The 19,024-nt window shown below is 62.9% G+C and carries 25 protein-coding genes; all 25 read left to right on the forward strand.

Annotated features, from left to right (window positions below; translation table 11 throughout):
• Nucleotides 1–255: hypothetical protein (locus EN939_RS37865; protein WP_164750862.1), on the forward strand; the 255-nt coding region annotated here is incomplete at its 5' end.
• Nucleotides 255–614, forward strand: coding sequence for an HNH endonuclease signature motif containing protein (locus tag EN939_RS02000; RefSeq protein ID WP_127266761.1), 360 nt, complete (start codon nt 255–257; stop codon nt 612–614). The genes EN939_RS37865 and EN939_RS02000, both read left to right, overlap by 1 nt.
• Nucleotides 611–925: a hypothetical protein gene (locus EN939_RS02005; RefSeq protein WP_127266762.1), complete on the forward strand. Its 315-nt coding sequence runs from the start codon at nt 611–613 to the stop codon at nt 923–925. The genes EN939_RS02000 and EN939_RS02005 overlap by 4 nt, the downstream gene beginning before the upstream one ends.
• Before the next feature lie 38 nt (nt 926–963).
• Nucleotides 964–2,313 carry a Spo0J and IME4 domain-containing protein gene (locus tag EN939_RS02010; RefSeq protein ID WP_127266782.1) on the forward strand — a complete coding sequence of 450 codons (1,350 nt, stop codon included), beginning with the start codon at nt 964–966 and terminating at the stop codon, nt 2,311–2,313.
• Entirely contained in the window at nt 2,310–2,522 is a 213-nt protein-coding gene (locus EN939_RS02015) for a hypothetical protein (RefSeq protein WP_127266763.1), read from the forward strand. Before EN939_RS02010 ends, EN939_RS02015 begins: the two co-directional genes overlap by 4 nt.
• The gene (locus EN939_RS02020; protein ID WP_127266764.1) at nt 2,519–2,953 is read left to right on the forward strand and encodes a GNAT family N-acetyltransferase; all 435 of its coding nucleotides are present in this window, start codon (nt 2,519–2,521) and stop codon (nt 2,951–2,953) included. The genes EN939_RS02015 and EN939_RS02020 overlap by 4 nt, the downstream gene beginning before the upstream one ends.
• Nucleotides 2,950–5,790, forward strand: a complete 2,841-nt coding sequence (locus EN939_RS02025) for a DNA methyltransferase (RefSeq protein ID WP_127266765.1) — start codon at nt 2,950–2,952, stop codon at nt 5,788–5,790. Before EN939_RS02020 ends, EN939_RS02025 begins: the two co-directional genes overlap by 4 nt.
• Nucleotides 5,787–6,515, forward strand: coding sequence for a hypothetical protein (locus EN939_RS02030; protein WP_127266766.1), 729 nt, complete (start codon nt 5,787–5,789; stop codon nt 6,513–6,515). The genes EN939_RS02025 and EN939_RS02030 overlap by 4 nt, the downstream gene beginning before the upstream one ends.
• The gene (locus EN939_RS02035) at nt 6,508–6,816 is read left to right on the forward strand and encodes a hypothetical protein (protein WP_127266767.1); all 309 of its coding nucleotides are present in this window, start codon (nt 6,508–6,510) and stop codon (nt 6,814–6,816) included. Before EN939_RS02030 ends, EN939_RS02035 begins: the two co-directional genes overlap by 8 nt.
• The gene (locus EN939_RS02040; RefSeq protein WP_236383315.1) at nt 6,813–7,181 is read left to right on the forward strand and encodes a hypothetical protein; all 369 of its coding nucleotides are present in this window, start codon (nt 6,813–6,815) and stop codon (nt 7,179–7,181) included. Before EN939_RS02035 ends, EN939_RS02040 begins: the two co-directional genes overlap by 4 nt.
• The gene (locus tag EN939_RS02045; protein WP_127266768.1) at nt 7,178–7,471 is read left to right on the forward strand and encodes a hypothetical protein; all 294 of its coding nucleotides are present in this window, start codon (nt 7,178–7,180) and stop codon (nt 7,469–7,471) included. Before EN939_RS02040 ends, EN939_RS02045 begins: the two co-directional genes overlap by 4 nt.
• Complete coding sequence (locus EN939_RS02050) at nt 7,468–8,028, forward strand: hypothetical protein (RefSeq protein WP_127266769.1); 561 nt, start codon at nt 7,468–7,470, stop codon at nt 8,026–8,028. The genes EN939_RS02045 and EN939_RS02050 overlap by 4 nt, the downstream gene beginning before the upstream one ends.
• A 103-nt stretch (nt 8,029–8,131) precedes the next feature.
• On the forward strand, nt 8,132–8,908 hold the full coding sequence (locus EN939_RS02055) for a deazapurine DNA modification protein DpdA family protein (RefSeq protein ID WP_127266770.1): 777 nt from the start codon (nt 8,132–8,134) through the stop codon (nt 8,906–8,908).
• Nucleotides 8,905–10,083 (forward strand): helix-turn-helix domain-containing protein, encoded by a 1,179-nt coding sequence (locus EN939_RS02060; RefSeq protein ID WP_127266771.1) that lies wholly within the window; start codon nt 8,905–8,907, stop codon nt 10,081–10,083. Before EN939_RS02055 ends, EN939_RS02060 begins: the two co-directional genes overlap by 4 nt.
• Entirely contained in the window at nt 10,055–10,729 is a 675-nt protein-coding gene (gene nusG, locus EN939_RS02065; protein ID WP_164748672.1) for a transcription termination/antitermination protein NusG, read from the forward strand. Before EN939_RS02060 ends, nusG begins: the two co-directional genes overlap by 29 nt.
• 144 nt (nt 10,730–10,873) lie before the next feature.
• Nucleotides 10,874–11,167 (forward strand): HNH endonuclease, encoded by a 294-nt coding sequence (locus EN939_RS02070; RefSeq protein ID WP_127266773.1) that lies wholly within the window; start codon nt 10,874–10,876, stop codon nt 11,165–11,167.
• 90 nt (nt 11,168–11,257) lie between these two features.
• The gene (locus EN939_RS02075) at nt 11,258–11,743 is read left to right on the forward strand and encodes an AraC family transcriptional regulator (RefSeq protein WP_127266774.1); all 486 of its coding nucleotides are present in this window, start codon (nt 11,258–11,260) and stop codon (nt 11,741–11,743) included.
• On the forward strand, nt 11,730–13,439 hold the full coding sequence (locus tag EN939_RS02080; protein ID WP_127266775.1) for a terminase TerL endonuclease subunit: 1,710 nt from the start codon (nt 11,730–11,732) through the stop codon (nt 13,437–13,439). The genes EN939_RS02075 and EN939_RS02080 overlap by 14 nt, the downstream gene beginning before the upstream one ends.
• Complete coding sequence (locus EN939_RS02085; RefSeq protein ID WP_127266776.1) at nt 13,440–14,717, forward strand: phage portal protein; 1,278 nt, start codon at nt 13,440–13,442, stop codon at nt 14,715–14,717. It begins immediately after the preceding gene.
• Nucleotides 14,714–15,571, forward strand: a complete 858-nt coding sequence (locus tag EN939_RS02090) for a head maturation protease, ClpP-related (protein WP_127266777.1) — start codon at nt 14,714–14,716, stop codon at nt 15,569–15,571. Before EN939_RS02085 ends, EN939_RS02090 begins: the two co-directional genes overlap by 4 nt.
• A 10-nt stretch (nt 15,572–15,581) precedes the next feature.
• Nucleotides 15,582–16,952: a phage major capsid protein gene (locus EN939_RS02095; protein ID WP_127266778.1), complete on the forward strand. Its 1,371-nt coding sequence runs from the start codon at nt 15,582–15,584 to the stop codon at nt 16,950–16,952.
• Nucleotides 16,953–17,015: 63 nt separating this feature from the next.
• The gene (locus EN939_RS02100) at nt 17,016–17,303 is read left to right on the forward strand and encodes a hypothetical protein (RefSeq protein WP_127375049.1); all 288 of its coding nucleotides are present in this window, start codon (nt 17,016–17,018) and stop codon (nt 17,301–17,303) included.
• A gap of 23 nt (nt 17,304–17,326) precedes the next feature.
• Complete coding sequence (locus EN939_RS02105) at nt 17,327–17,806, forward strand: hypothetical protein (RefSeq protein ID WP_127266780.1); 480 nt, start codon at nt 17,327–17,329, stop codon at nt 17,804–17,806.
• Complete coding sequence (locus EN939_RS02110; RefSeq protein WP_127266781.1) at nt 17,800–18,393, forward strand: head-tail connector protein; 594 nt, start codon at nt 17,800–17,802, stop codon at nt 18,391–18,393. The genes EN939_RS02105 and EN939_RS02110 overlap by 7 nt, the downstream gene beginning before the upstream one ends.
• A partial coding sequence (locus tag EN939_RS02115; RefSeq protein WP_206528262.1) for a hypothetical protein occupies nt 18,393–19,024 on the forward strand: 632 nt, incomplete at its 3' end. The genes EN939_RS02110 and EN939_RS02115, both read left to right, overlap by 1 nt.

Genomic DNA, 19,024 nt, shown 5'->3' on the forward strand with positions numbered 1-19,024 from the left:
TTTTGCGCCAATGCGTTCGCCCGCCAGCACGGCGTTTCGAGCCAGGCCGCAAAGCTGTGGGACGTCATGCGCAGGGAAGCCAATGCCGCAGGCGTGGTGAGCGGCGGCCTGCGCGAGTTCGCCAGCGCCGCCAGGATCAGTGCCGGGCATGGCAGCGACTACATGGCCGAGCTGATCGACACCGGCCTAGTCACAACCGTGGTGCGACCGGCGTCGCGCAACCCCGGGTCCTATCGCATGGCGAAGGTGTCCTGATGTTCGACCGCCGCGCCCACATCGCAGAGCGTATCAACGCCGCCATCGATATCCGCGATGGCGGTTTCAGCACGCCGTGCTGGTTCTGGACTATGGGCGACAGCGGCACCGGTCGCGGCGGCGGCTATCCTCGCATGAAGCTGAACGACCGCACGGTCGCCGCTCACATAGTCAGCTTCACCAATGAATTCGGCTATGTGCCGCGCAACAAGCAGATCGACCACAAGTGCCACAACCGGCGCTGCGTCAATCCGGATCATCTGGAGATGGTCAGTCACATCGAAAACCAGAAACGGCGTGACGCCGCCAACGGCGTGGTGCGGCGGAAGCGCAGGCGGCGGAAGGCGGTGAAGAAATGAAGGCCCTCCCTGGGAAAATCCAAGTCGTCGACATGGCCACGGGTGAGGTGACCGAAGATCGGGAGGCCTCTTGTGGCCTCATGCCTCCCGCGTTGGACGCGTGTCATGTGTGCGGCCATCGTCCAGCGCACGGTTCAGACGAGCCGCACAACGCGCAAAGCCTCTACTACCAGTATGCGTTCTATGCCGATAACGGCCGCTGGCCGACCTGGCGAGACGCGATCGCGCACTGCTCGACGCCTGTTCGCGAGGGGTGGGAAGCGGAGCTTCGCAGGCGTGGCGTGTGGCCTGCCGAAGAGGTGGCCAAGTGAGCGACCTTCTAGCGCACCCGCTGGCCGAACTGTTTCCGATGCTGTCGGAGCAGGAAATGCACGAGATGGCCGACGACATCGTCACCTATGGCCAGCGCGAGCCGATCGTGCTGCTGGACGGCAAGATACTGGACGGGCGCAACCGCTATGCCGCGTGCGTTTTCGCCGAGGTCGAGCCGGTCTTGGTCGACTATGACGGCGATGATCCGCTCGGCTTCGTGCTGTCGCTGAACTTGCACCGCCGGCATCTGTCGGAGAGCCAACGCGCCATGGTGGCGGCGCGGCTGGTCGACTGGGATATCGGCATCAACCAGAGCACCGCCGGGTCAGCAAATTTGCCGACCCGGGAGGCAGCTAGACGGCTGTCGATTTCGGAACGCGCGGTGATCGCCGCCAAGCGCATTCGAGACCATGGTGCGGCCGAACTGATTGAGGCCATCCGCGACGGCCGGGTTTCCGTGCACGCCGGCGAGGCGCTGTCCGACCTGGCTGTCGAGGCGCAGCGTGAGGTGCTGGCGCGCGAGGAAAAGCACATCGTGGCGCGGGCGAAAGAGATCCGTGCCGAGCGGCAGAAGCTGCGCCACGCCGTGCGGCTGACGCATATGGACATGGTGCGGGCCAACGGCCGAGCCACGGCGCCGGGCAAGCTCAAGCGCACCTATCCGGTCGGCTATCTCGATTGTCCGTGGAAATATGGTGTCCGCTCGGAAGTGACGGGGCGCGAAAAGAGCGCCGAAAACCACTATCCGACGATGACGACCGACGAGATCATCGATCTGTTGAAACAGCTCGATCCGTTCAGCGAAAACGCCGTCATCTATTGCTGGGCGACCAACCCGATGCTGCTCGACGGGTTGCGGGTGCTGGCCGAGCTCGGCTTCACCTATGTGCATCACTGGATCTGGGACAAGGAAGTTGCCGGCACCGGCTATTGGGGCCGCGACCGTCACGAAATCCTGCTCATCGGCCGCCGCGGCGATGTCGCCGCGCCCTTGCCTGGCTCGCAGCCGGAGACGGTGCACCGCGAGCGCAAGACAAAGCATTCCGCCAAGCCGGATTTCTTCGCCGAGACGATCGAGCGGCTTTTCCCCGGAGTGGCCAAGATCGAACTGTTCTGCCGCGCGCCACGGCCGGGCTGGGATCATTGGGGCTTTGAGGTTGGAGATTTGCCGGAAGCGGCAGCCGAGAAGGTGGGCGGGGTTGCCAGTGCCTGCAGCGCCTTAGTCATGCGGAGAGAACTGGACGTGAACGCCAGCGAGAATGGCGTGACAGCCGGAGAGACGGGTAGCGACACCTGCGAGCGAGCAGCCGCCGAAAGTGGTGCGACAGCCGGAGAGACGGCACCTGTTTCCAAACGAGGGCGCCCGCGCAAGGCGGTGCCGGCATGACCGAATTTACGAAACATCTCGCCTTCGCCCGCGCCGACGCGCTTGAGCTGCGTAGCTTGCTCAAGCGGACTGAGGATATCCCGCCGGATCAAATGGCTGCTCACCTGGCGGCCCTGCGCGTTCAGCACGCGATGATTGGCCGTGATCTGGACAGGCTCCAGAAGGCGGTGCCCGCCTTCGCCAAGGCTACGGAGGGCAGGCCGGCATGACGATCCGTTACATGAACGTGCCTCTGGCGCCCGACTGGATGAAGATTGCGAAACGCTTCTTCGCCAGGATGATCACTGAGGGGGCGATCGATGCCGGACGGGAGAAACTGACAGGCTTCGAATGGGGCGTGTTCGCGCTCGAAGGAACGGGGCAGCGGTCAAAGCCGGTCGGCATGGCGATCTACTACCAGCCGGAAGGCCATGACCTGGTCTGGCTCGATCTGCTCTATGTCGAGCCGTCGCATCGTGGCCTCGGCATCGCCACGGCCCTGATCGAGCGCACGTCCGCAGCGGCTGCGACGATGGGCGCGGGGCGACTGGATTTCGGCGCGCTCTGTCACAACACCCGGATGTTCGCCCTGGCCGAGAAATGCGGCTTTGCCCAGATTGCGGTGCAGTTCGGGCGCGACATCAAGGCGGTGCCGGCATGAACGCGCTCGCCTCCGACGATCCCTACCTGACCTTCCTGCGCGGCAAGATGCAGCTGGCGAAAGCCGACGGCTTCGATGTAGCACTCGACGACATCAACCCGGCCGGTGCCCCGCATTGCCGGGCGATCGTGCGCTGGGCGCTGAAGGGCGGCAGCCGCGGCATCTTCGCGTCGTTCGGGCTGCACAAGACGTTCATGCAGATCGAGCTGATGCGCCTGATCGGCAAGTTCGCGCCCGGGCTGCGATTGATCGTCATTCCGTTGGGGGTGCGGCATGAGTTCTTCGCCGAGGCGGCGGAGCGGTTCCAGGGTGAATTCGGCGTCACGCTGAAATTCATCCGCAGCGATGCCGAGGTCGACAGCGCCGACACGATCTACCTGACCAATTATGAAAGCGTGCTGGCCGGCAAGATCGACGCGTCGCGCTTCGTTGCCGCCAGCCTGGACGAGGCGGCGGTGCTGCGCGGCTATGGCACCAAGACGTTCCAGACATTCCTGCCGCTGTTCAAGGCGGTGCGCTTCAAGTTCGTCGCCACGGCGACGCCGTCGCCGAACCGGACCAAGGAACTGATTCACTATGCCGGCTTCCTCGGCATCATGGACACCGGCCAGGCGCTGACGCGGTTCTTCCAGCGCAATTCGGAGACGGCCGGCGACCTGACGCTGTTCCCGCACAAGGAAGATGAGTTCTGGCTGTGGGTGCACAGCTGGGCGGTGTTCCTGCAATCGCCGTCGGATCTCGGCTTTCCCGACGACGGCTATGTGCTGCCGGCGGTGACGGTGAACTGGCACGAGGTGCCGATCGACCATTCGACGGCCGGTTACGACCGCGATGGGCAAGGCCTGCTGATCCGCAACACGGCGCTCGGCGTGGTGCAGGCCAGTGCCGCCAAGCGCGACAGCCTGGCAGCCCGCATCGACAAGATGAGCGCGCTGCTTGCCGAGGATCCTGCTTCGCACGCCCTGCTGTGGCACGACCTCGAGGATGAGCGGCGGGCGATCGAGGCGGTGGTGCCGGGCGTGCGCTCGATCTATGGCACGCAGGGGCTGGACCCGAACGAACAGAACGCCATCGGCTTCAAGGACGGCAAGTTCAAATACCTGGCCACCAAGCCGGAAATGTCGGGGGCCGGCAACAATTTCCAGAAACACTGCCACTGGGCGATCTTCGTCGGCGTCGGCTTCAAGTTCCATGACTTCATCCAGGCGGTGCACCGCATCGTGCGCTTCGGCCAGCTGCAGGAATGCCGCATCGACATCATCTTCTCGGAAGCCGAGCGCGAGGTGCGCCGCAACTTGGAAGGCAAATGGGCCGAGCATGAGCGGCTGATGGCGCGCATGGCGGAGATCATCCTCCGCTATGGACTCGACGGCCTGCCGCTCGACGACGTGCTATCACGCTCGATCGGCGTCGCTAGACGTGAAGAGCGCGGCGACATGTTCGTCATCGCCCACAATGATGCGGTGCTGGAGGCGCGCCAGACGGCAAGCGCCAGCGTCGGCGAGATCGTCACCTCGATCCCGTTCGCCAACCACTACGAATACACGGCGAGCTACAACGACTACGGCCACACCGACGACAACGACCATTTCTGGGCGCAGATGGACTTTTTGACGCCGGAGCTGCTGCGCATCCTGCAGCCCGGCCGGCTGGCCTGTATCCATGTCAAGGACCGGGTGCTGTTCGGCTCGGTGACCGGTGAAGGCGTGCCCACCGTGTCGCCGTTCCACGCCGAGGCGATCTTCCACTATCTGAAGCACGGCTTTCAGTACATCGGCATGATCACCATCGCCACCGACGTGGTGAAGGAGAACAACCAGACCTACCGGCTGACCTATTCCGAGATGATGAAGGACGCCACCAAGATGGGCGTCGGCTGTCCGGAATATGTGCTGCTGTTTCGCCGGCCGCAGAGCGACCTGTCGCGCGGCTATGCCGACCAGCCGGTGGCGCATGCAAAACCGCTGGTGGTTGCGGCCGATGGCCAGCACGAGCGCTGGAGCGATGGCGACCGCCGGCCGCAGGTGCCCGACAGCGGCTACACGCTGGCGCGCTGGCAGCTCGACGCGCACGCCTTCTGGCCGTCGTCAGGCGACCGGCTGCTGACCACCGATGAGCTTGTACGGCTCGGGCCGAAGCCGCTGCGGACGCTGTTCCAAAAAGTCTCGGAAGAGGCGATCTACGATTTCGAGATGCATGTGAAGCTGGGCGAGGAACTGGCCGCGCGCGACAGCCTGTCGAAGACCTACATGACGCTCGATCCGCCTTCGAAGCATCCGGCAATCTGGACGGACGTGGTGCGCATGCTGACGCTGAACGGGCAGCAGGCGTTCCGCAACCTGGAAAAGCATGTCTGCCCGCTGCAGTTCGACATCGTCGACCGGCTGATCGACCGCTACTCCAATCCCGGCGACATCGTCTACGACCCGTTCGGCGGGCTGATGACCGTGCCCTATCGCGCCATCCTGAAGGGCCGGCGCGGGCAGGCCTCCGAACTTTCCGACACCTATTTTCGCGACGGCACGCGCTACTGCCGCGAGGCGGAAGCCAAGCGCGCCGTGCCGACCATGTTCGACATGCTGGGCATTGATGAGATCGACCAGGCCGTCGAGGCGAAGGGCAAGCAGAAATATCGCGAGGCCGTGGCGGAAACGATCGCCGAGGCGCGAACCACCAACCGGCGCACGTTGCGGGCACTGCGTGATCGGTTGCTCACCCTGTCCGATGACGACCTTGCACGCGAATGGAACGGGTTCGACGACGGCTTGCTCTACGCCTACGGCGAGGATGGCGATGAGCTTGTGATCGGTGGCAATGTTGCGGAGGCGGCGGAGTGACCTTCCTTGGCTGCGAAACGATCTATGGCACCGACGGCGAGTATTCGACGCCGTACATGACCCGTCTATGGTTTGGCCGGCTGCGCCTGCACATCTTCCATCGTGGCGATGCCGATCCCAATCCTCATGACCATCCGTGGGATTTCTGGACGTTCCCGCTGACCAGCTACGTCGAGGAGTTCACGCTCCCGATACTCGAAAGTGATCGCGATCATGCCGAGTTGCCAATGGTGGCCCTCAAGATGGGATGGGCTACCAAGCGAAGGCTGGTTCGCGCGTTTCGCATCCACCACCGCAATGCCAGATACCTGCACAGGGTTCTGGGGCGCTTCTCAGGAGAATGGTGGCACGACTGGCCCGGGCGGGTGCGTGGAGCCCCGCCTCTGCCGTGTTTCGATGGGCGCAAGATCATCACCATCGTCTGGACTGGGCGACCATCACGAAAGTGGGGATTTTTCCGCTACCGTGACGGTACCTGGTGTTGGACGCCGTGGCGGGAATACATCTTTGGCGGCGGAAAGCACGCACCGTGCGAGCCGCCCCAATACGATCCCGATAAGAATTCAGCAGGTTGTTATGCAGCCGCGATCGAGGCGAAGCGGCTCCGAGGAGATGCACATTATCCCGAGCCGAAAGAGCGCGCACCGGATCCTGAGACCGAACGCCAGTTGAAGGAGCTGAAGCGTGCGCTTGACCGCAAGCTGCGGGAGGCCGGCAATGGCTGACCCGTTCGACCGCGACCGCTTCGCCGCAACCGTGCGCCGCCGTCTTGACGGCGTCTCTGTCCGCCAAGCTGTGGACGCCTTCCCTGCGCTCAACGTCGCCATGATCACACGGGCCAAGCAGAGCCGCTCAAACCTGACGGTGGGCAGCTTCCTGACCCTTTGCAAGGCGCTTCGACTGCGACCGATGGATTTCTATCTCGCCGATGTGAAACGCCGCCGTGTGACGCGGAAAACACTGCTTAGTCAACCTGTTACAGCATGCGTTCCATGTGAAACGCGGCATGAAGGCGATGCGCGATGACTGGTTCTTGGAAGGCCGAACAAGACCGCCAGTCGCAGGAATTGGCGGAGATCATCAATCGGGAGGATGGATGGATGACCGATTTCATGCTCCCGATCCTGCGCGAGTTGCACGATGCCGATGGTGATCGCGCGCGCGCCGACACCCTGCTCCGCATGCCCGATTCCGTGATCCTCAAATATCACGAGGTCATCGCAGCCGCCTGTCGCCGGGCTGGGTTCGAAGCCGGCTGGAACTTCGTCGCATTGCGGCTTTCGCTTGGTCTCGCCGTGCGCGATGCCGCAGGCATGCCGCCCGCTGATCTCGCCGCCAGTGCCGAACTGTTCCGCGCCGGCCTGGCTGAATTCGCGGGAGGTGCTTCATGACCGCGCTCGGCAGACAAGTCGATCCCCTTGCCCGCGCGCTGGCGCCCGTGGTGCGCGAAATGCTGATGGCGGAGGTCGAGCGAATAGCGGCTGCGATCCCGGCAGCAAAGCCGAGGACAATCAGCAAGGCCGATGACGACATCATGGAGGCGTGTCGCCAGGTTGCCGGCGCGGCCGACCGTTTGGCGCAGGCGAAGTTCGGTGCAGGCGAGATCGCCGCTCGTAAATCGCTGGAACGGGCGGCGAAGGTCTTGGGCCGCGCCATGCGCAAACACGGGCGCATGCCATGAACGCCGCCGTTCTCTCGCCCAACGCGACAAAGCTGCTCGCCATCCGCGAGTCACTCGCGGCCATCGCGCCGGCCGATTGGACGCGCGTGCATGGCGAGGCCGGAGCCTTCGTAGAGGCGCGCGGCGAGATGGGCGAATTGCTGGTGCTGCTGCGCTTCGATGCCGCGACGGTCGACGAGATCGACTTCGTCTGCAATGCGCCGGACACCGTGGCCTTCCTGCTGCGGCTGCTCGACGATGCGTTCGGCAAGATCCGTGACTTAAGGGGCGAGCCGGCGCCACGCCGCCAGATCGAGCAGCGCGGCGAACCGGCGGCGAGCGACGTGAAAAACTTCGCCGCCGAGTGCGGCATGAAGTGCCAGGAGCCGGCGTTCAAGGTGTTCCTGCATGAGCGGCATGGGCTGGAAAAGCCACTGACCGACGAGCGCGTGGCGCAAAAGGTGCGCAGCCTGCTCGGCGTGCAATCGCGAAAAGAACTCAACAATGGCGGGGCGGCAAGCGAAGCGTGGAAAGCGCTGCGCGCCAGCTTCGCCGCATGGCTGAAGGCGGAACGATGAACGCACCCTTTTCACTCGACAACCGGATGACGGTCGTTCTCTCCGCCGGCATGGGCGGTGGCTGCGATGGGCTGGTGCGGCATGCCTTTGCGGAGGCTGCGGAATGAGCGAAGTCCTCTTCTACGTCGGACTACACCAGCCATCCGATGGTCAGCATTTCGGCCGCGCTTGTATCAGCTGGCGGCGGTTGCTCGGCCGCAAAAAGCCGCTCGGTTGCGGCGAGGTGCTGATCGATAGCGGTGCTTTTACCGAGGTGGTTAAGCATGGCGGCTATCGCAGCAGCGTGGCCGAATACGCCGCCGCACTGCGCCGTCTTCATGCCGATGGCGTCGCCACCATCGTTGGCGCCGTGGCGCAGGATTACATGTGCGAGCCGATTGCGCTGGAAAGCACCGGCCTGACCATAATCGAACACCAGAAGCTGACCATCGAGCGCTACGACTTACTGGTCGCGGAAGATTTGCCGTTTCCGATCCTGCCGGTCCTGCAGGGCTATGCGCCCGAGGACTATGTCCGGCACATCGAGATGTATGGCGACCGGCTGAAACCCGACATGTGGGTCGGTGTCGGCTCGGTGTGCAAGCGCAATGGCGACCCGGCACGCATCGTCGAGGTGCTGAGCGCCATCCATGCCGCGCGGGCCGATCTGCGGCTGCATGGCTTCGGCATCAAGCTCACCGCGCTCAGCCATCCCGGCGTCAGAGCCCTGCTCTACAGCGCCGACAGCATGGCCTGGAGCGATGCGGCGCGCAAACAAGGCCGTAATGCCAATTCCTGGACCGAAGCAGCTCGCTACTGTGATGCTGTCGGAATTGCCATCGCGCTACCTCCTGCCCCTTGGCAGATGCCGTTGCCGCTGTCCAATCGGAGGGCGGCATGAGCGAGGAAGCCACCATCCGGCGCGGCGTCCGCAATGCCCGCTACACCACGGTGCCGAACCACGTGTTCGAAGATGTGCGCCTCTCCATGGAGGCGCGCTGGCTGCTGGGCTATCTCCTGTCGAAGCCGGACAACTGGACCGTCATTCTCGGCGACATCGCCAGGCGCGGCGGCTGCGGGCGCGACAAGGCGCGCAAGATCGTCAACGAGTTGGTCAAGCACGGCTATGCCGACAAGGAACAGGAGCGCGAAGACGGGCGATTCGGCAAGCTTTCGCTGGTCATCTTCGACGAGCCGCGCGAGCTTCGCGACAGTGCCGCCGGCGAAGGTGTTGCATCTTTGCCGCAGACTGAAAACCCGTCGACGGTGATGCCGTCGACGGTGAATCCAACACTAGTAAATACTGATGGTTTAGCAAAACCTGACAGTAGTTTTGAGAGAGAGCGCGAGCGCGAGGATCGACGAAGATCAGAGGCGCTTTTCTACAAATCGTTCAAGGGATGGGACCGTTTCGACGTCTCGCCCAAGCCGCCGATGCTGGCCGAGTGGTTCAAGCTTTCCGCCGCCGACCAAGCCGAGTGCGCACCGTGCGTGCCGCTGTTCCTGGCCGAGTGCCGCAAGGCCGGCGTCAAGCAGGCCTGCGCCGTGGCCACCTTCATCAAGGACCGCATGTGGGTGCCGTTCCTGCCGCGTCTGGCCGCAGCGACGGCGCCGGCGCAAGAAGCCACCGCGGCACCCTTCGGCAAGCTGTGGCAGGCAGCCCGGATGAAGCAACTGCTGACCGGGCCGAAAGCCGCCATGCCGCCAATGACGCGGTTCCAGCAGGACGCAATTGCGGCCGGCACCATGGACGGCGAAGCGCTGCAGCTGGAGCGTCAGGCCAAGCACGGATGGCCAGCGGTGAACGCCATGCACGACCGTGCCCGCTTCGGCGGTGGCGTGACGGTGGCGGCAACGCTGCAGCCCTTGGCCGAGATGATGGAGCAGGTCCGTGTCGGCACCGATCGCTGGACGGAGTGGGAGGTCGAGCACCATCGGCGCGGCTGGCCCTGGCTGCCTGCACCGGGACACGTCGAATGGGTGTGGATGCCGGCTGGCGGGCCGGCAGGATTGGAAACGTTTGAACAAGCGGTGCGAGGAAACCATGATGCGGGCGGACGTGAAGCGGCTGAGTGATGCGGAAGTGATCAATCTCGACCGCTGCTATGCCGAATCGGACAGGCAGCAGGGCATGAGCCGAAGGGCACAAGCGCTGCTGGCGGGAGCCGGCGAATCAGGACCGGTGCGCTGCTGGTACGTTCTTCGCGTTTCGGTTGGTCATGAAAATGCTGTGGATGAAGCTCTGCGGAAACTCTTCGTGGAAACGTGGTTGCCGGTCGACAGCACACAGCCCAAGCGCCGCGGAGGTCGTTCCAAGGCCAAGCGGGAAGAACAGGACAACCCTGCTTTGCCCGGTTATCTGATGATCTACGTCTCGGACACCGACCGTGTTCTGATCGGCATCAAGGCAGTGGATGAGGTTGTCGACATCGTCGGCGGATGGATGCAGCCAAAGCCTGTTTCGGAAAGCGATATCAATGGCTTTCGTGCTTTCCTCAAGCTCTCAGAGCGTGAGCGCCGCAAGCTTGCAGCCGAGGAGATGAAGAGGCGCAAGCCTATAGCCGAAGGTGATCGAGTGACGGTGACCGATGGCGCATTGGCTGGTCGCAAAGGCACGGTATCGCGGGAGGCTAATGACGCCTCCCTCTGGGTCGACATAATGCTGTTCGGCGGCACCGTGTCGGCGATGATCCCCCTTGCGAATCTCAGCAAGACAGAATAGCGAGTCCGTCCTAGGACGATCCGAACCGTGAAGCACATTCGCTTCCGAGGCTGTGTTCGCACCCATCCCAGTGAGGATGAGGGAAGCGCCAGGCGGACCCAGGTGAAGCGAGCAGCTTCACCGCAATGGAAAAGATTCCAGACAATGAGCAGCAACACAGCGCCTTGGCGGCGCTGGTATAAGACCGCACGCTGGCAGCAGGTGCGGCAGCGCATCCTGCTTCGCGACATGTACACCTGCCGCAAGACAGGCGTGCTGCTGATCGGCAAGCACCCTGCCCCGAACAGCCCAGTCATCCACCACGACAAGGAACATCGTGGCGACGAGGTGCTGTTCTGGGATGAAGACAACCTGATAGCCGTGTCCAAGGAATGGCACGACAGCGAAGCGCAGAAGGCCGAGCAGGTCAGCCTGCAACATCGAGGCGTCTGGTACTGACCATCGCCGACCAACCGGGGGGGCGGGTCGAAAGTCCGGAAGCCCCTCCCCGCCGGACCCGCGTCCCCCACATTCGGAGATTTTTTTCTGATGGAGCCGAATTTTGACCTGTTCGGTCAGCCGGTTCGTGAGGGCTTCGGTAACCGCGGCCGTCCGCCGTATGAGCCGACCGAAAAAGATCGCAACAAAGTCAAGCTGTTGATGGCGCTGGGCTGGGTCAACATCCGGATCGCCAACGCTCTTGGCATCTCGCCGGCGACGTTGAAGCGGTATTTTAGAGCCGACATGAAAGAGCGCGACGCAATGCGCGATCGGCTCGATGCCAGGCGGTTTGAGATCGCCCTCGAGCAAGCCAATGCCGGCAACGTCACGGCCTTGCGTGAACTCGGCGCCATGATCGACCGCAACGACCGCATGACGATCGAGGCTTCCATGGGCAAGGGCAGCGACCAGCCGGCGGCATCGAAAGACAAGGTTGGCAAGAAGATGATCGACGAGCAGCGCGCCCATGCCGCAGACGCCGATCTGATGGCCGAGCTCGAAAGCGAAGCAGCCGCGCAAAATGCTCGCCATTGAGGCGTTGCCGCGGTTCGCCTGTCCAGATTGGTGGGAGCGTATCAAGGCCGGACAGACGCCAATGGCCGATGTCCCGCTCAACCAGGAGAAGGCGGCCAAGGCGCTGGCTTTCTTCAACAGGCTGAAGCTGCCAGACGTGCCCGGCAATCCGCCGCTGTCTGAGGCCTGTGGCGAATGGTTCCGCGATATCCTGTGCGCCTTCCTGGCGAGCGAGGATCCGGACACCAAGCAGCGCCTGGTCTGGGAACTGCTTTGCATGGTTCCCAAGAAGAATTCGAAGACGACCTATGTCGCCGCCCTCGGCCTGACCGCGCTGTTCATGGAGGAAGCGCCGAACCGACAGATGCTGATCGTCGCGCCCAGCCAGAACATCTCGGAACGGTGTTTCGACCAGGCGCAGGGCATGATCAGGCTCGATCCTCGGCTCGATGCCATCTTCAAGGTGCAGGATCACCTGAAATGCATCGAGCGCCGCAAGACCGGCACGAAGCTCGACGTCAAATCCTTCGACACCTCGATCGTCACCGGCGAAATACCGATCCTGACGATCATCGACGAGGTGCACGAGCTGGGCAAGAAAGCGAAGGCCGCGGCGGTCATGCAGCAGATCAGGGGCGGCGGCATCACCATGCAGGGTGGCCAACTGCTGATGATCACGACACAGTCGGACGAACAGCCGGCCGGTATCTGGAAGACGGAACTCGACAAGGCGCGCAAGATACGCGACGGCAGGGGCGGCCAGGCGCCGATCATGCTGCCGGTCCTATACGAGTTTCCTCCCGAGCAGCAGCGCGACCAGACGTTCTGGCGCGATCGCAAACACTGGAAATACCTGCTGCCGAACATCGGCCGCTCGATCAGCCCGCAGCGCCTGATCGAGGACTACGAGAACAACGGCTCGGCGACAGCCGAGACGGAACAGATCTGGGCCAGCCAGCATCTCAATATCGAGATCGGCGTCGGCATCGCCGGCGACGGCTGGCGCGGTGCCGAATATTGGGAAGAATGCGCCGACGAGACGCTGACGCTGGAAGAGCTGATTCGGCGCTCTGAAGTGGCCGTGGTCGGCGCCGATGGCGGCGGTCTCGACGATCTGTTCGGCGTCTGCGTCATCGGTCGCGAGAAGGTGACGCGACGCTGGCTGGTCTGGACCCATGCATTCGCGCATCCGAAGGTGCTTGAAATCCGTAAGGAGATTGCGCCGCGGCTGCTCGGCTTCGTCGAGGAAGGCTCGCTCACGCTGTGCGAGGTTTCGGCCTATGTGGCGAAAATCGCGGCGATTGCCGAACGACTGCTCGATGCCGGCCTGCTGCCTGAAAAGAACGCGGTCGGCTTCGATCCTAACAACATCGCCGCCTTCGTCGACGCGCTGGCCTTGAAGGAAATCACAGGGCTGATGCTGCACCGGCTGCGCCAGGGTCCGGCATTGTCTCCGGCCTTGTGGGGCCTGGAGCACAAGTTGAGCGACAATTCGATTAGCCATGACGGCTCGGCCATGATGGCCTGGTCGGTCGGAAATGTGAAAATCGAAGTCAAGGGCAACGGCAACATGGCAACCAAACAGGCTGCCGGCCGGACCAAGATCGATCCCGTCATCGCCATGCTTTGCGCGGCGATCCTGATGAGCTGGAACCCGGAGGCAAAGCCACGTGTCGATCTTGCTTCATGGCTCTCACAACCGGCCGCGGTGATGTAGATGGCGATCTGGAAATGGCTCACCGGCCGGTTGAACGTCACCTCCGATCTGGACAAGTGGCGTATGATGTGGGGCTTCGACCACGATTCCGGCCAGAACGTGACGCCGGACAGCGCCATGAAGCTGTCGACATGGTGGGCGGCGAAGCGGCTGATCTCGGAGACGATTTCCACCTTGCCCGCCGGCGTCTTCGCGACAGCATCGAATGATCAGCGCACGGCGCGAAAGGACCATCGGCTCTACGAGATCCTTCAGATCACGCCGAATGCCGATCAGACGGCGGTGGAGTTCTGGGAAGGGCGTATCGCCCCGCTTTGCGACTTCGGCAATTCGTATGCCGAGAAAAAATTCATCGGTGACAGGCTGGTGGCCCTGCAGCCGATGAAGGCCGAAAACACCACACCGCTGCGCGATTCGTCGGACCGGCTGTTCTATAGGTTCAATGACCGCGGCAAGAACGAAGACCTGCCGAAAGACAAGGTCTTCCACATCAAGGGATTCGCACCCAACGACGAGGACGAGGGGCTTTCGCCCGTCGCCTATGCCGCTCGTTCGCTTGGCGCAGCCATCTCGGCGGAACGGGCGTCCGCCCGGCTGTTTTCCAAGGGCCTTCGCAACAGCGGGTTCTGGAAGCCGCCGGTCACGATGGACAAGGATCAACGCCAGCAGTTCATGGACAATTACGTCAAGCCTTTCGAGGGCCACGAAGGCCAGGGCTCGGGCATCATCATGCCGCCGGGCTTCGATTGGCAGTCGCTCAACATCACGCCTCGCGATGCCGAACTGATCATGGCGCGCGGCTTCTCCGTGGAAGATGTCTGCCGCTGGATGGGTGTGCCGCCAATTCTCGTCGGCCATGCCTCGGAAGGCCAGACGATGTGGGGTTCCGGCGTCGAACAGATCATCCTCGGCTGGCTGATCCTTGGTCTGCGGGCCTACCTAAAGCGCATCGAATCAGCCGTAAACACGCGCCTGGTCACGCCGACCGACAGGGCCGCCGGCATCTATTTCGAATTCAACTTCGAGGGGCTCCTCCGCGCCGACAGCGCCGGCCGTGCCGCGCTGATGTCGTCGCTGGCGCAGAACGGACTGCGCACCCGGGACGAGTTGCGAAAGCTCGACAATCTGGCGCCCAAGCCGGGCGGCGACGTTCTCACCGTCCAGTCCGCCCTGGTGCCTCTTGACCAGATCGGAAAGCAGCAAAGTGACGCGAACTCGGTGCGCAATGCGCTGCGTGCCTGGCTGATCGAAGAGCGCGAGGAAAGGAAAGCGGCATGACCGTTCGTGACCTGCCGGCGATGCCGGCCATATCCATGCGCTCCGGTCTTGGATCTGAAATTTGCCCGTCGGCGCTTGGTCGCTGGCAGGCCGACATCCGTGCAGCATCCGACGATACCACCGAGAACACGATTTCGATCCTCGGCGTCATCGGCGCCGACTTCTTCGGCGATGGCGTTACGGCTCGCCGCATCGCCGGCGCGCTGCGCGCCATTGGCGATCGTGAGGTCGTGGTCAACATCAATTCGCCCGGCGGCGATTTCATGGAAGGCCTCGCCATCTACAACCTGCTGCGAGATCACAAGCAGAAGGTGACCGTCAAGGTTCTAGGCATGGCCGCATCGGCGGCCTCGATCATCAGTATGGCGGGCGACCGCATCGAGGTTCCCCGCGCCGGGTTCCTGATGATCCACAATACCTGGGTAATGGCGGTCGGCGATCGCAACGACTTGCATGACATTGCCGATGTCCTTCAATCCTTCGATAAGGCGTCCGCGGACGTCTACGCCGCCCGCTCTGGTATGGACGCCAAGGACATTGCCAAGATGATGGACAAGGAAACCTGGCTTGCCGGCTCTGACGCCGTCGACAAGGGATTTGCCGATGCGTTCCTGCCGGCCGACCAGGTCGCCAAGGACGCCAAGGCCAGCCTTGAACTCGGCGCCAGCGCAGCCGCTCGCCGGGTCGAATTGGCACTTGCCAAGGCCGGCCTGCCACAGGCCGAACGCAAGCGCCTGATTTCCGAACTGAAGACCGGCACACGTGACGTTGCCGATGACACCACACGTGACGTTGGTGAAGCCGAAATGCGCCAGGCGATGAACGTCCTGTCGCGCATAGACATCAACCCCTAGGAGAAATCCAATGAATAAGACCTATACGCTCCTGGCGATTGCCGGGCTGCTCACCCTTGCCGTGATCGCCGTAGCCTTCGGCCTTGGACCGGACATCCTGACCACACATCATTCGAGCGGCTTGCTGATCGCCGAGGGTGCGGCGGCAGTATCGGCGCAGGACTTCAAGGCCCTCACCGACAAACTCGCGGAGGTCACCACCAAGTTCAACCAGAAGTCGGACGAATTGTCCAAAAAGGCCGAAGAGGCCCTGGCCGAGGTCAAGAACAAGGGCGAACTTCTGACCGCCACCAAGTCCGATGTCGACAAGCTTCTTATCGAGCAGACGTCTCTCAAGGGAGCCTTGAACGAAGCCCAGGCGCGCCTCACGGCGGCAGAGCAGGAAATCGTTCGCCGCCCGGGCGACAAGACGTCCGCTCACAAGACCATCGGCGCCCAGTTGGTCGCCGATCAGAAGACGAAGGATTTCGCCGCACAGGGGTCCTCGGCGCGCGGCAAGCACCGCTTCTCGGTCAATGCCGCAATCACCAGCGTCGACTATCCGGTCGGCGACAATCCCGGCATCGTCCAGCCGCAGATCCTGCCCGGCATTCAGGTGGCGCCCAAGCAGCGCTTGTTTGTGCGTGACCTGATCCCTGTCGGCCAGACCCAGAGCCCGGCTATTTTCTGGGTTCAGCAAACCGGCTTCACCAATGCGGCGCGTGTCGTGTCGGAAGGCACGAAGAAGCCGGAATCGACGATCGCCTACGACAGCAAGATGACGCCTGTCTCGACGATCGCCCACATCTTCAAGGCATCGAAGCAGATCCTGGCCGACTTCAAGCAGTTGCAGTCAGACGTCGACCGCGAAATGCGCTATGGCCTGAAATATGTCGAGGAAGAGGAAATCCTCTTCGGCGACGGTACTGGCGTCCATCTGCACGGCATCATCCCGCAGGCGGAGGCATTCGCGCCGGCGTTCACCGTGCCGCATCACAACCGGATCGACGACATCCGGCTGGCCATGCTGCAGGCGCAACTGGCGCGGCTGCCGGCAACCGGCATCGTGATGCATTTCATGGATTGGGCGGCAACCGAGCTGACCAAGGACGAAAACGGCCAGTACGTGTTCGCCAATCCGCTTCGCTTGGCCGGTTCGACGCTGTGGGGCCTCCCTGTCGTACCGACCGAGATTGCCGATTTCGAGGGCAATTTCCTCACCGGCGCCTTTGCCGGCGGCGCGCAGCTCTACGATCGCGAGGAGATGGGTGTCGAGATCGCGACCGAGAACAATGACGACTTCGAAAAGAACATGCTCACCATGCGCTGCGAAGAGCGCGTGGCTCTCGCCGTGTTCCGCCCCGAAGCCTTCATCTACGGCGGATTCACCTCGGCGACTTGATCGGGTCGGGCCAATCGATCCGGGCGGCGACAGACGCCGCCCGGCCATTCAAGGGAGATGAAGATGTCTGATGTTTCCGGTACCGCATTGCGGCCCTGGCTCGGCCAGGAGGGCCGTGTGAAAAAAGGCGCGCGGTTCGGCAAGGATGGCGATTTTCCGGCCATTGCCCACCGCCGCGCGAAGGTTCTCTACGAGGGTGGTCTTTTCCTCCCGGATGCGGAGGCGGCCGGCAAGGCATCCTCGCGCCCTTCTGGTTCCCGGACTGGCACCGGCAAACAGCCGTCATCGTCGCCAGCGGACCATCAGCATCCCAAGTCCCGCTCGAAATCGCCAGAGGTCGGGCAAGACTGATCGCCATCAACAATTCGTGGCAGTTGGCACCATGGGCCGACGTTCTTTATGCCCACGATCTGGCGTGGTGGAACGCCGCATCCGGTGCAAGCCAATTTGCCGGATTGAAGATCAGTCAGGATCCGGTGGCGGCGTCGCAGTGGGGTCTCCGCCGCGTGGCTCTTGAACGAGGCTCTGACCGTTTGCAACTGGATCGGCCAGGGACCATCGGGTCCGGTGGCAACAGCGGATTTCAGGCATTGAACCTGGCCGTCCAGTTCGGTGCGCGCAAGGTGATCCTGGTCGGCTACGACATGCGCATCGATCTGGGCGTGCATTGGCATGGAAAACATCCGCGCCTGATGAACAATCCGTCGACCAAGAATGTCGAACGCTGGCGCCGGTGCCTCGACAATGCGGCCGAGATGCTCGCGCACCTTGGCATAGCGGTGATCAACTGCAGCCCTGTTTCCACCCTTTCACGGTTTCCGAAGATGAGCCTCGAGGAGGCGCTTGCATGTTGATGCGGCTTTCACAGCCTGACGGCCTTTTCGTCTCAGTCGACGACGTGAAGGCACATGTCATCGTCGATACGACTGACGATGACGAACTGATCAAGGCCTACATCCGCGCTGCAACACGCCTTGCCGAGGATCGCATGGGCAGGATCCTGCTGCCAACGGAGTTCGAGTACCGCGTCGATAGATGGTGTGGGCCGATTGCCATTCCCGCTGCGCCGATTCGCGACGTGACTGAAGTCTTCTATCTCGATGAAAACCATGTCGAGCAGACGCTTGCGCCGGGCGACTGGTATTATGTCGTCACAGCCGAAGGCGCGACCCTCCGTTTCACCGATGCCTTTTCGTCACCGGCCCTGTCGAACCGCCCGCAGGCCGTGCGCTTGCGCTTCATGGCCGGCTTTGACGATCCTGACGTAACTGGTTCCGGCGACGATCCCGATCTCAAGCAGGACCCGGTGGATCGGCTCATCGTCATGATCCTGGTCGCCAATTGGTATCAATCGCGCGAGCCGGTTGCGATCGGCGCTGTCGTCGCGGAAATCCCATTTTCGGCGAACAGCCTGATCGAGATGCGGAAAATATACCGATGATGCCCCTCCTCGTCCGCGGCATGCACGGTCTGGGTGACAATCTCCACCAGCGCGCCGTGATCCGGCAATTGATGCGCGGCCATGAAGTCTATCTCGAAAGCTCGTGGGTCGCGCCATATCACGACCTGATCGCCGATGGGCTGAAAGTCATCCACAAGGCGACGGTGTTGCGCACGCAGGCCAAGAACGCCAGCCGCGAAGCCGGAAGATTCCATCGCGGCGGGTTGCCGCGCTTCCGCCGTGCCGTGCAGGTCAGCTATTCGCCTGACCAGGTCCGCTCGCAGGGGTCTGTTCTGGCAGCGATGTGCCGGGTGACCGGAACGGACTATGCGACGGCGGATTTTCGGCTGCCGATTCCAGATGCTTGGATGAAGCAGGTTCGTCAGCTGCTCGACACATGGCGGCCGCAAAAACCGATCCTCATCTATCGCCCATTGAACGAGCGCACCGAGTGGAGCGGTTGCCAGGCACGCAATCCCGATCACGATGCCTATCGCGACCTGCTCGCAACGATTCGCGACGACTTCTTCGTCGTGTCGGTCGCCGACCTGGTGTCGGGTAAGGAATGGATGGCCGGCCACCCGATCAAGGCCGACGTCGAATTCCACCGTGGTGAGTTGGACTTCGAAAC

It is taken from the genome of Mesorhizobium sp. M7A.F.Ca.CA.002.05.1.1, from assembly GCF_003998335.1.
Taxonomy (GTDB): Bacteria; Pseudomonadota; Alphaproteobacteria; order Rhizobiales; family Rhizobiaceae; genus Mesorhizobium.

What these genes read in the sequence shown, in the direction of transcription:
- EN939_RS02000 (WP_127266761.1), top strand. Translation starts at nt 255, where the DNA reads ATGTTCGACCGCCGCGCCCACATCGCAGAGCGTATCAACGCCGCCATC.
- EN939_RS02005 (WP_127266762.1), top strand. Translation starts at nt 611, where the DNA reads ATGAAGGCCCTCCCTGGGAAAATCCAAGTCGTCGACATGGCCACGGGT.
- EN939_RS02010 (WP_127266782.1), top strand. Translation starts at nt 964, where the DNA reads ATGCTGTCGGAGCAGGAAATGCACGAGATGGCCGACGACATCGTCACC.
- EN939_RS02015 (WP_127266763.1), top strand. Translation starts at nt 2,310, where the DNA reads ATGACCGAATTTACGAAACATCTCGCCTTCGCCCGCGCCGACGCGCTT.
- EN939_RS02020 (WP_127266764.1), top strand. Translation starts at nt 2,519, where the DNA reads ATGACGATCCGTTACATGAACGTGCCTCTGGCGCCCGACTGGATGAAG.
- EN939_RS02025 (WP_127266765.1), top strand. Translation starts at nt 2,950, where the DNA reads ATGAACGCGCTCGCCTCCGACGATCCCTACCTGACCTTCCTGCGCGGC.
- EN939_RS02035 (WP_127266767.1), top strand. Translation starts at nt 6,508, where the DNA reads ATGGCTGACCCGTTCGACCGCGACCGCTTCGCCGCAACCGTGCGCCGC.
- EN939_RS02040 (WP_236383315.1), top strand. Translation starts at nt 6,813, where the DNA reads ATGACTGGTTCTTGGAAGGCCGAACAAGACCGCCAGTCGCAGGAATTG.
- EN939_RS02045 (WP_127266768.1), top strand. Translation starts at nt 7,178, where the DNA reads ATGACCGCGCTCGGCAGACAAGTCGATCCCCTTGCCCGCGCGCTGGCG.
- EN939_RS02050 (WP_127266769.1), top strand. Translation starts at nt 7,468, where the DNA reads ATGAACGCCGCCGTTCTCTCGCCCAACGCGACAAAGCTGCTCGCCATC.
- EN939_RS02055 (WP_127266770.1), top strand. Translation starts at nt 8,132, where the DNA reads ATGAGCGAAGTCCTCTTCTACGTCGGACTACACCAGCCATCCGATGGT.
- EN939_RS02060 (WP_127266771.1), top strand. Translation starts at nt 8,905, where the DNA reads ATGAGCGAGGAAGCCACCATCCGGCGCGGCGTCCGCAATGCCCGCTAC.
- nusG (WP_164748672.1), top strand. Translation starts at nt 10,055, where the DNA reads ATGCGGGCGGACGTGAAGCGGCTGAGTGATGCGGAAGTGATCAATCTC.
- EN939_RS02070 (WP_127266773.1), top strand. Translation starts at nt 10,874, where the DNA reads ATGAGCAGCAACACAGCGCCTTGGCGGCGCTGGTATAAGACCGCACGC.
- EN939_RS02075 (WP_127266774.1), top strand. Translation starts at nt 11,258, where the DNA reads ATGGAGCCGAATTTTGACCTGTTCGGTCAGCCGGTTCGTGAGGGCTTC.
- EN939_RS02080 (WP_127266775.1), top strand. Translation starts at nt 11,730, where the DNA reads ATGCTCGCCATTGAGGCGTTGCCGCGGTTCGCCTGTCCAGATTGGTGG.
- EN939_RS02085 (WP_127266776.1), top strand. Translation starts at nt 13,440, where the DNA reads ATGGCGATCTGGAAATGGCTCACCGGCCGGTTGAACGTCACCTCCGAT.
- EN939_RS02090 (WP_127266777.1), top strand. Translation starts at nt 14,714, where the DNA reads ATGACCGTTCGTGACCTGCCGGCGATGCCGGCCATATCCATGCGCTCC.
- EN939_RS02095 (WP_127266778.1), top strand. Translation starts at nt 15,582, where the DNA reads ATGAATAAGACCTATACGCTCCTGGCGATTGCCGGGCTGCTCACCCTT.
- EN939_RS02100 (WP_127375049.1), top strand. Translation starts at nt 17,016, where the DNA reads ATGTCTGATGTTTCCGGTACCGCATTGCGGCCCTGGCTCGGCCAGGAG.
- EN939_RS02110 (WP_127266781.1), top strand. Translation starts at nt 17,800, where the DNA reads ATGTTGATGCGGCTTTCACAGCCTGACGGCCTTTTCGTCTCAGTCGAC.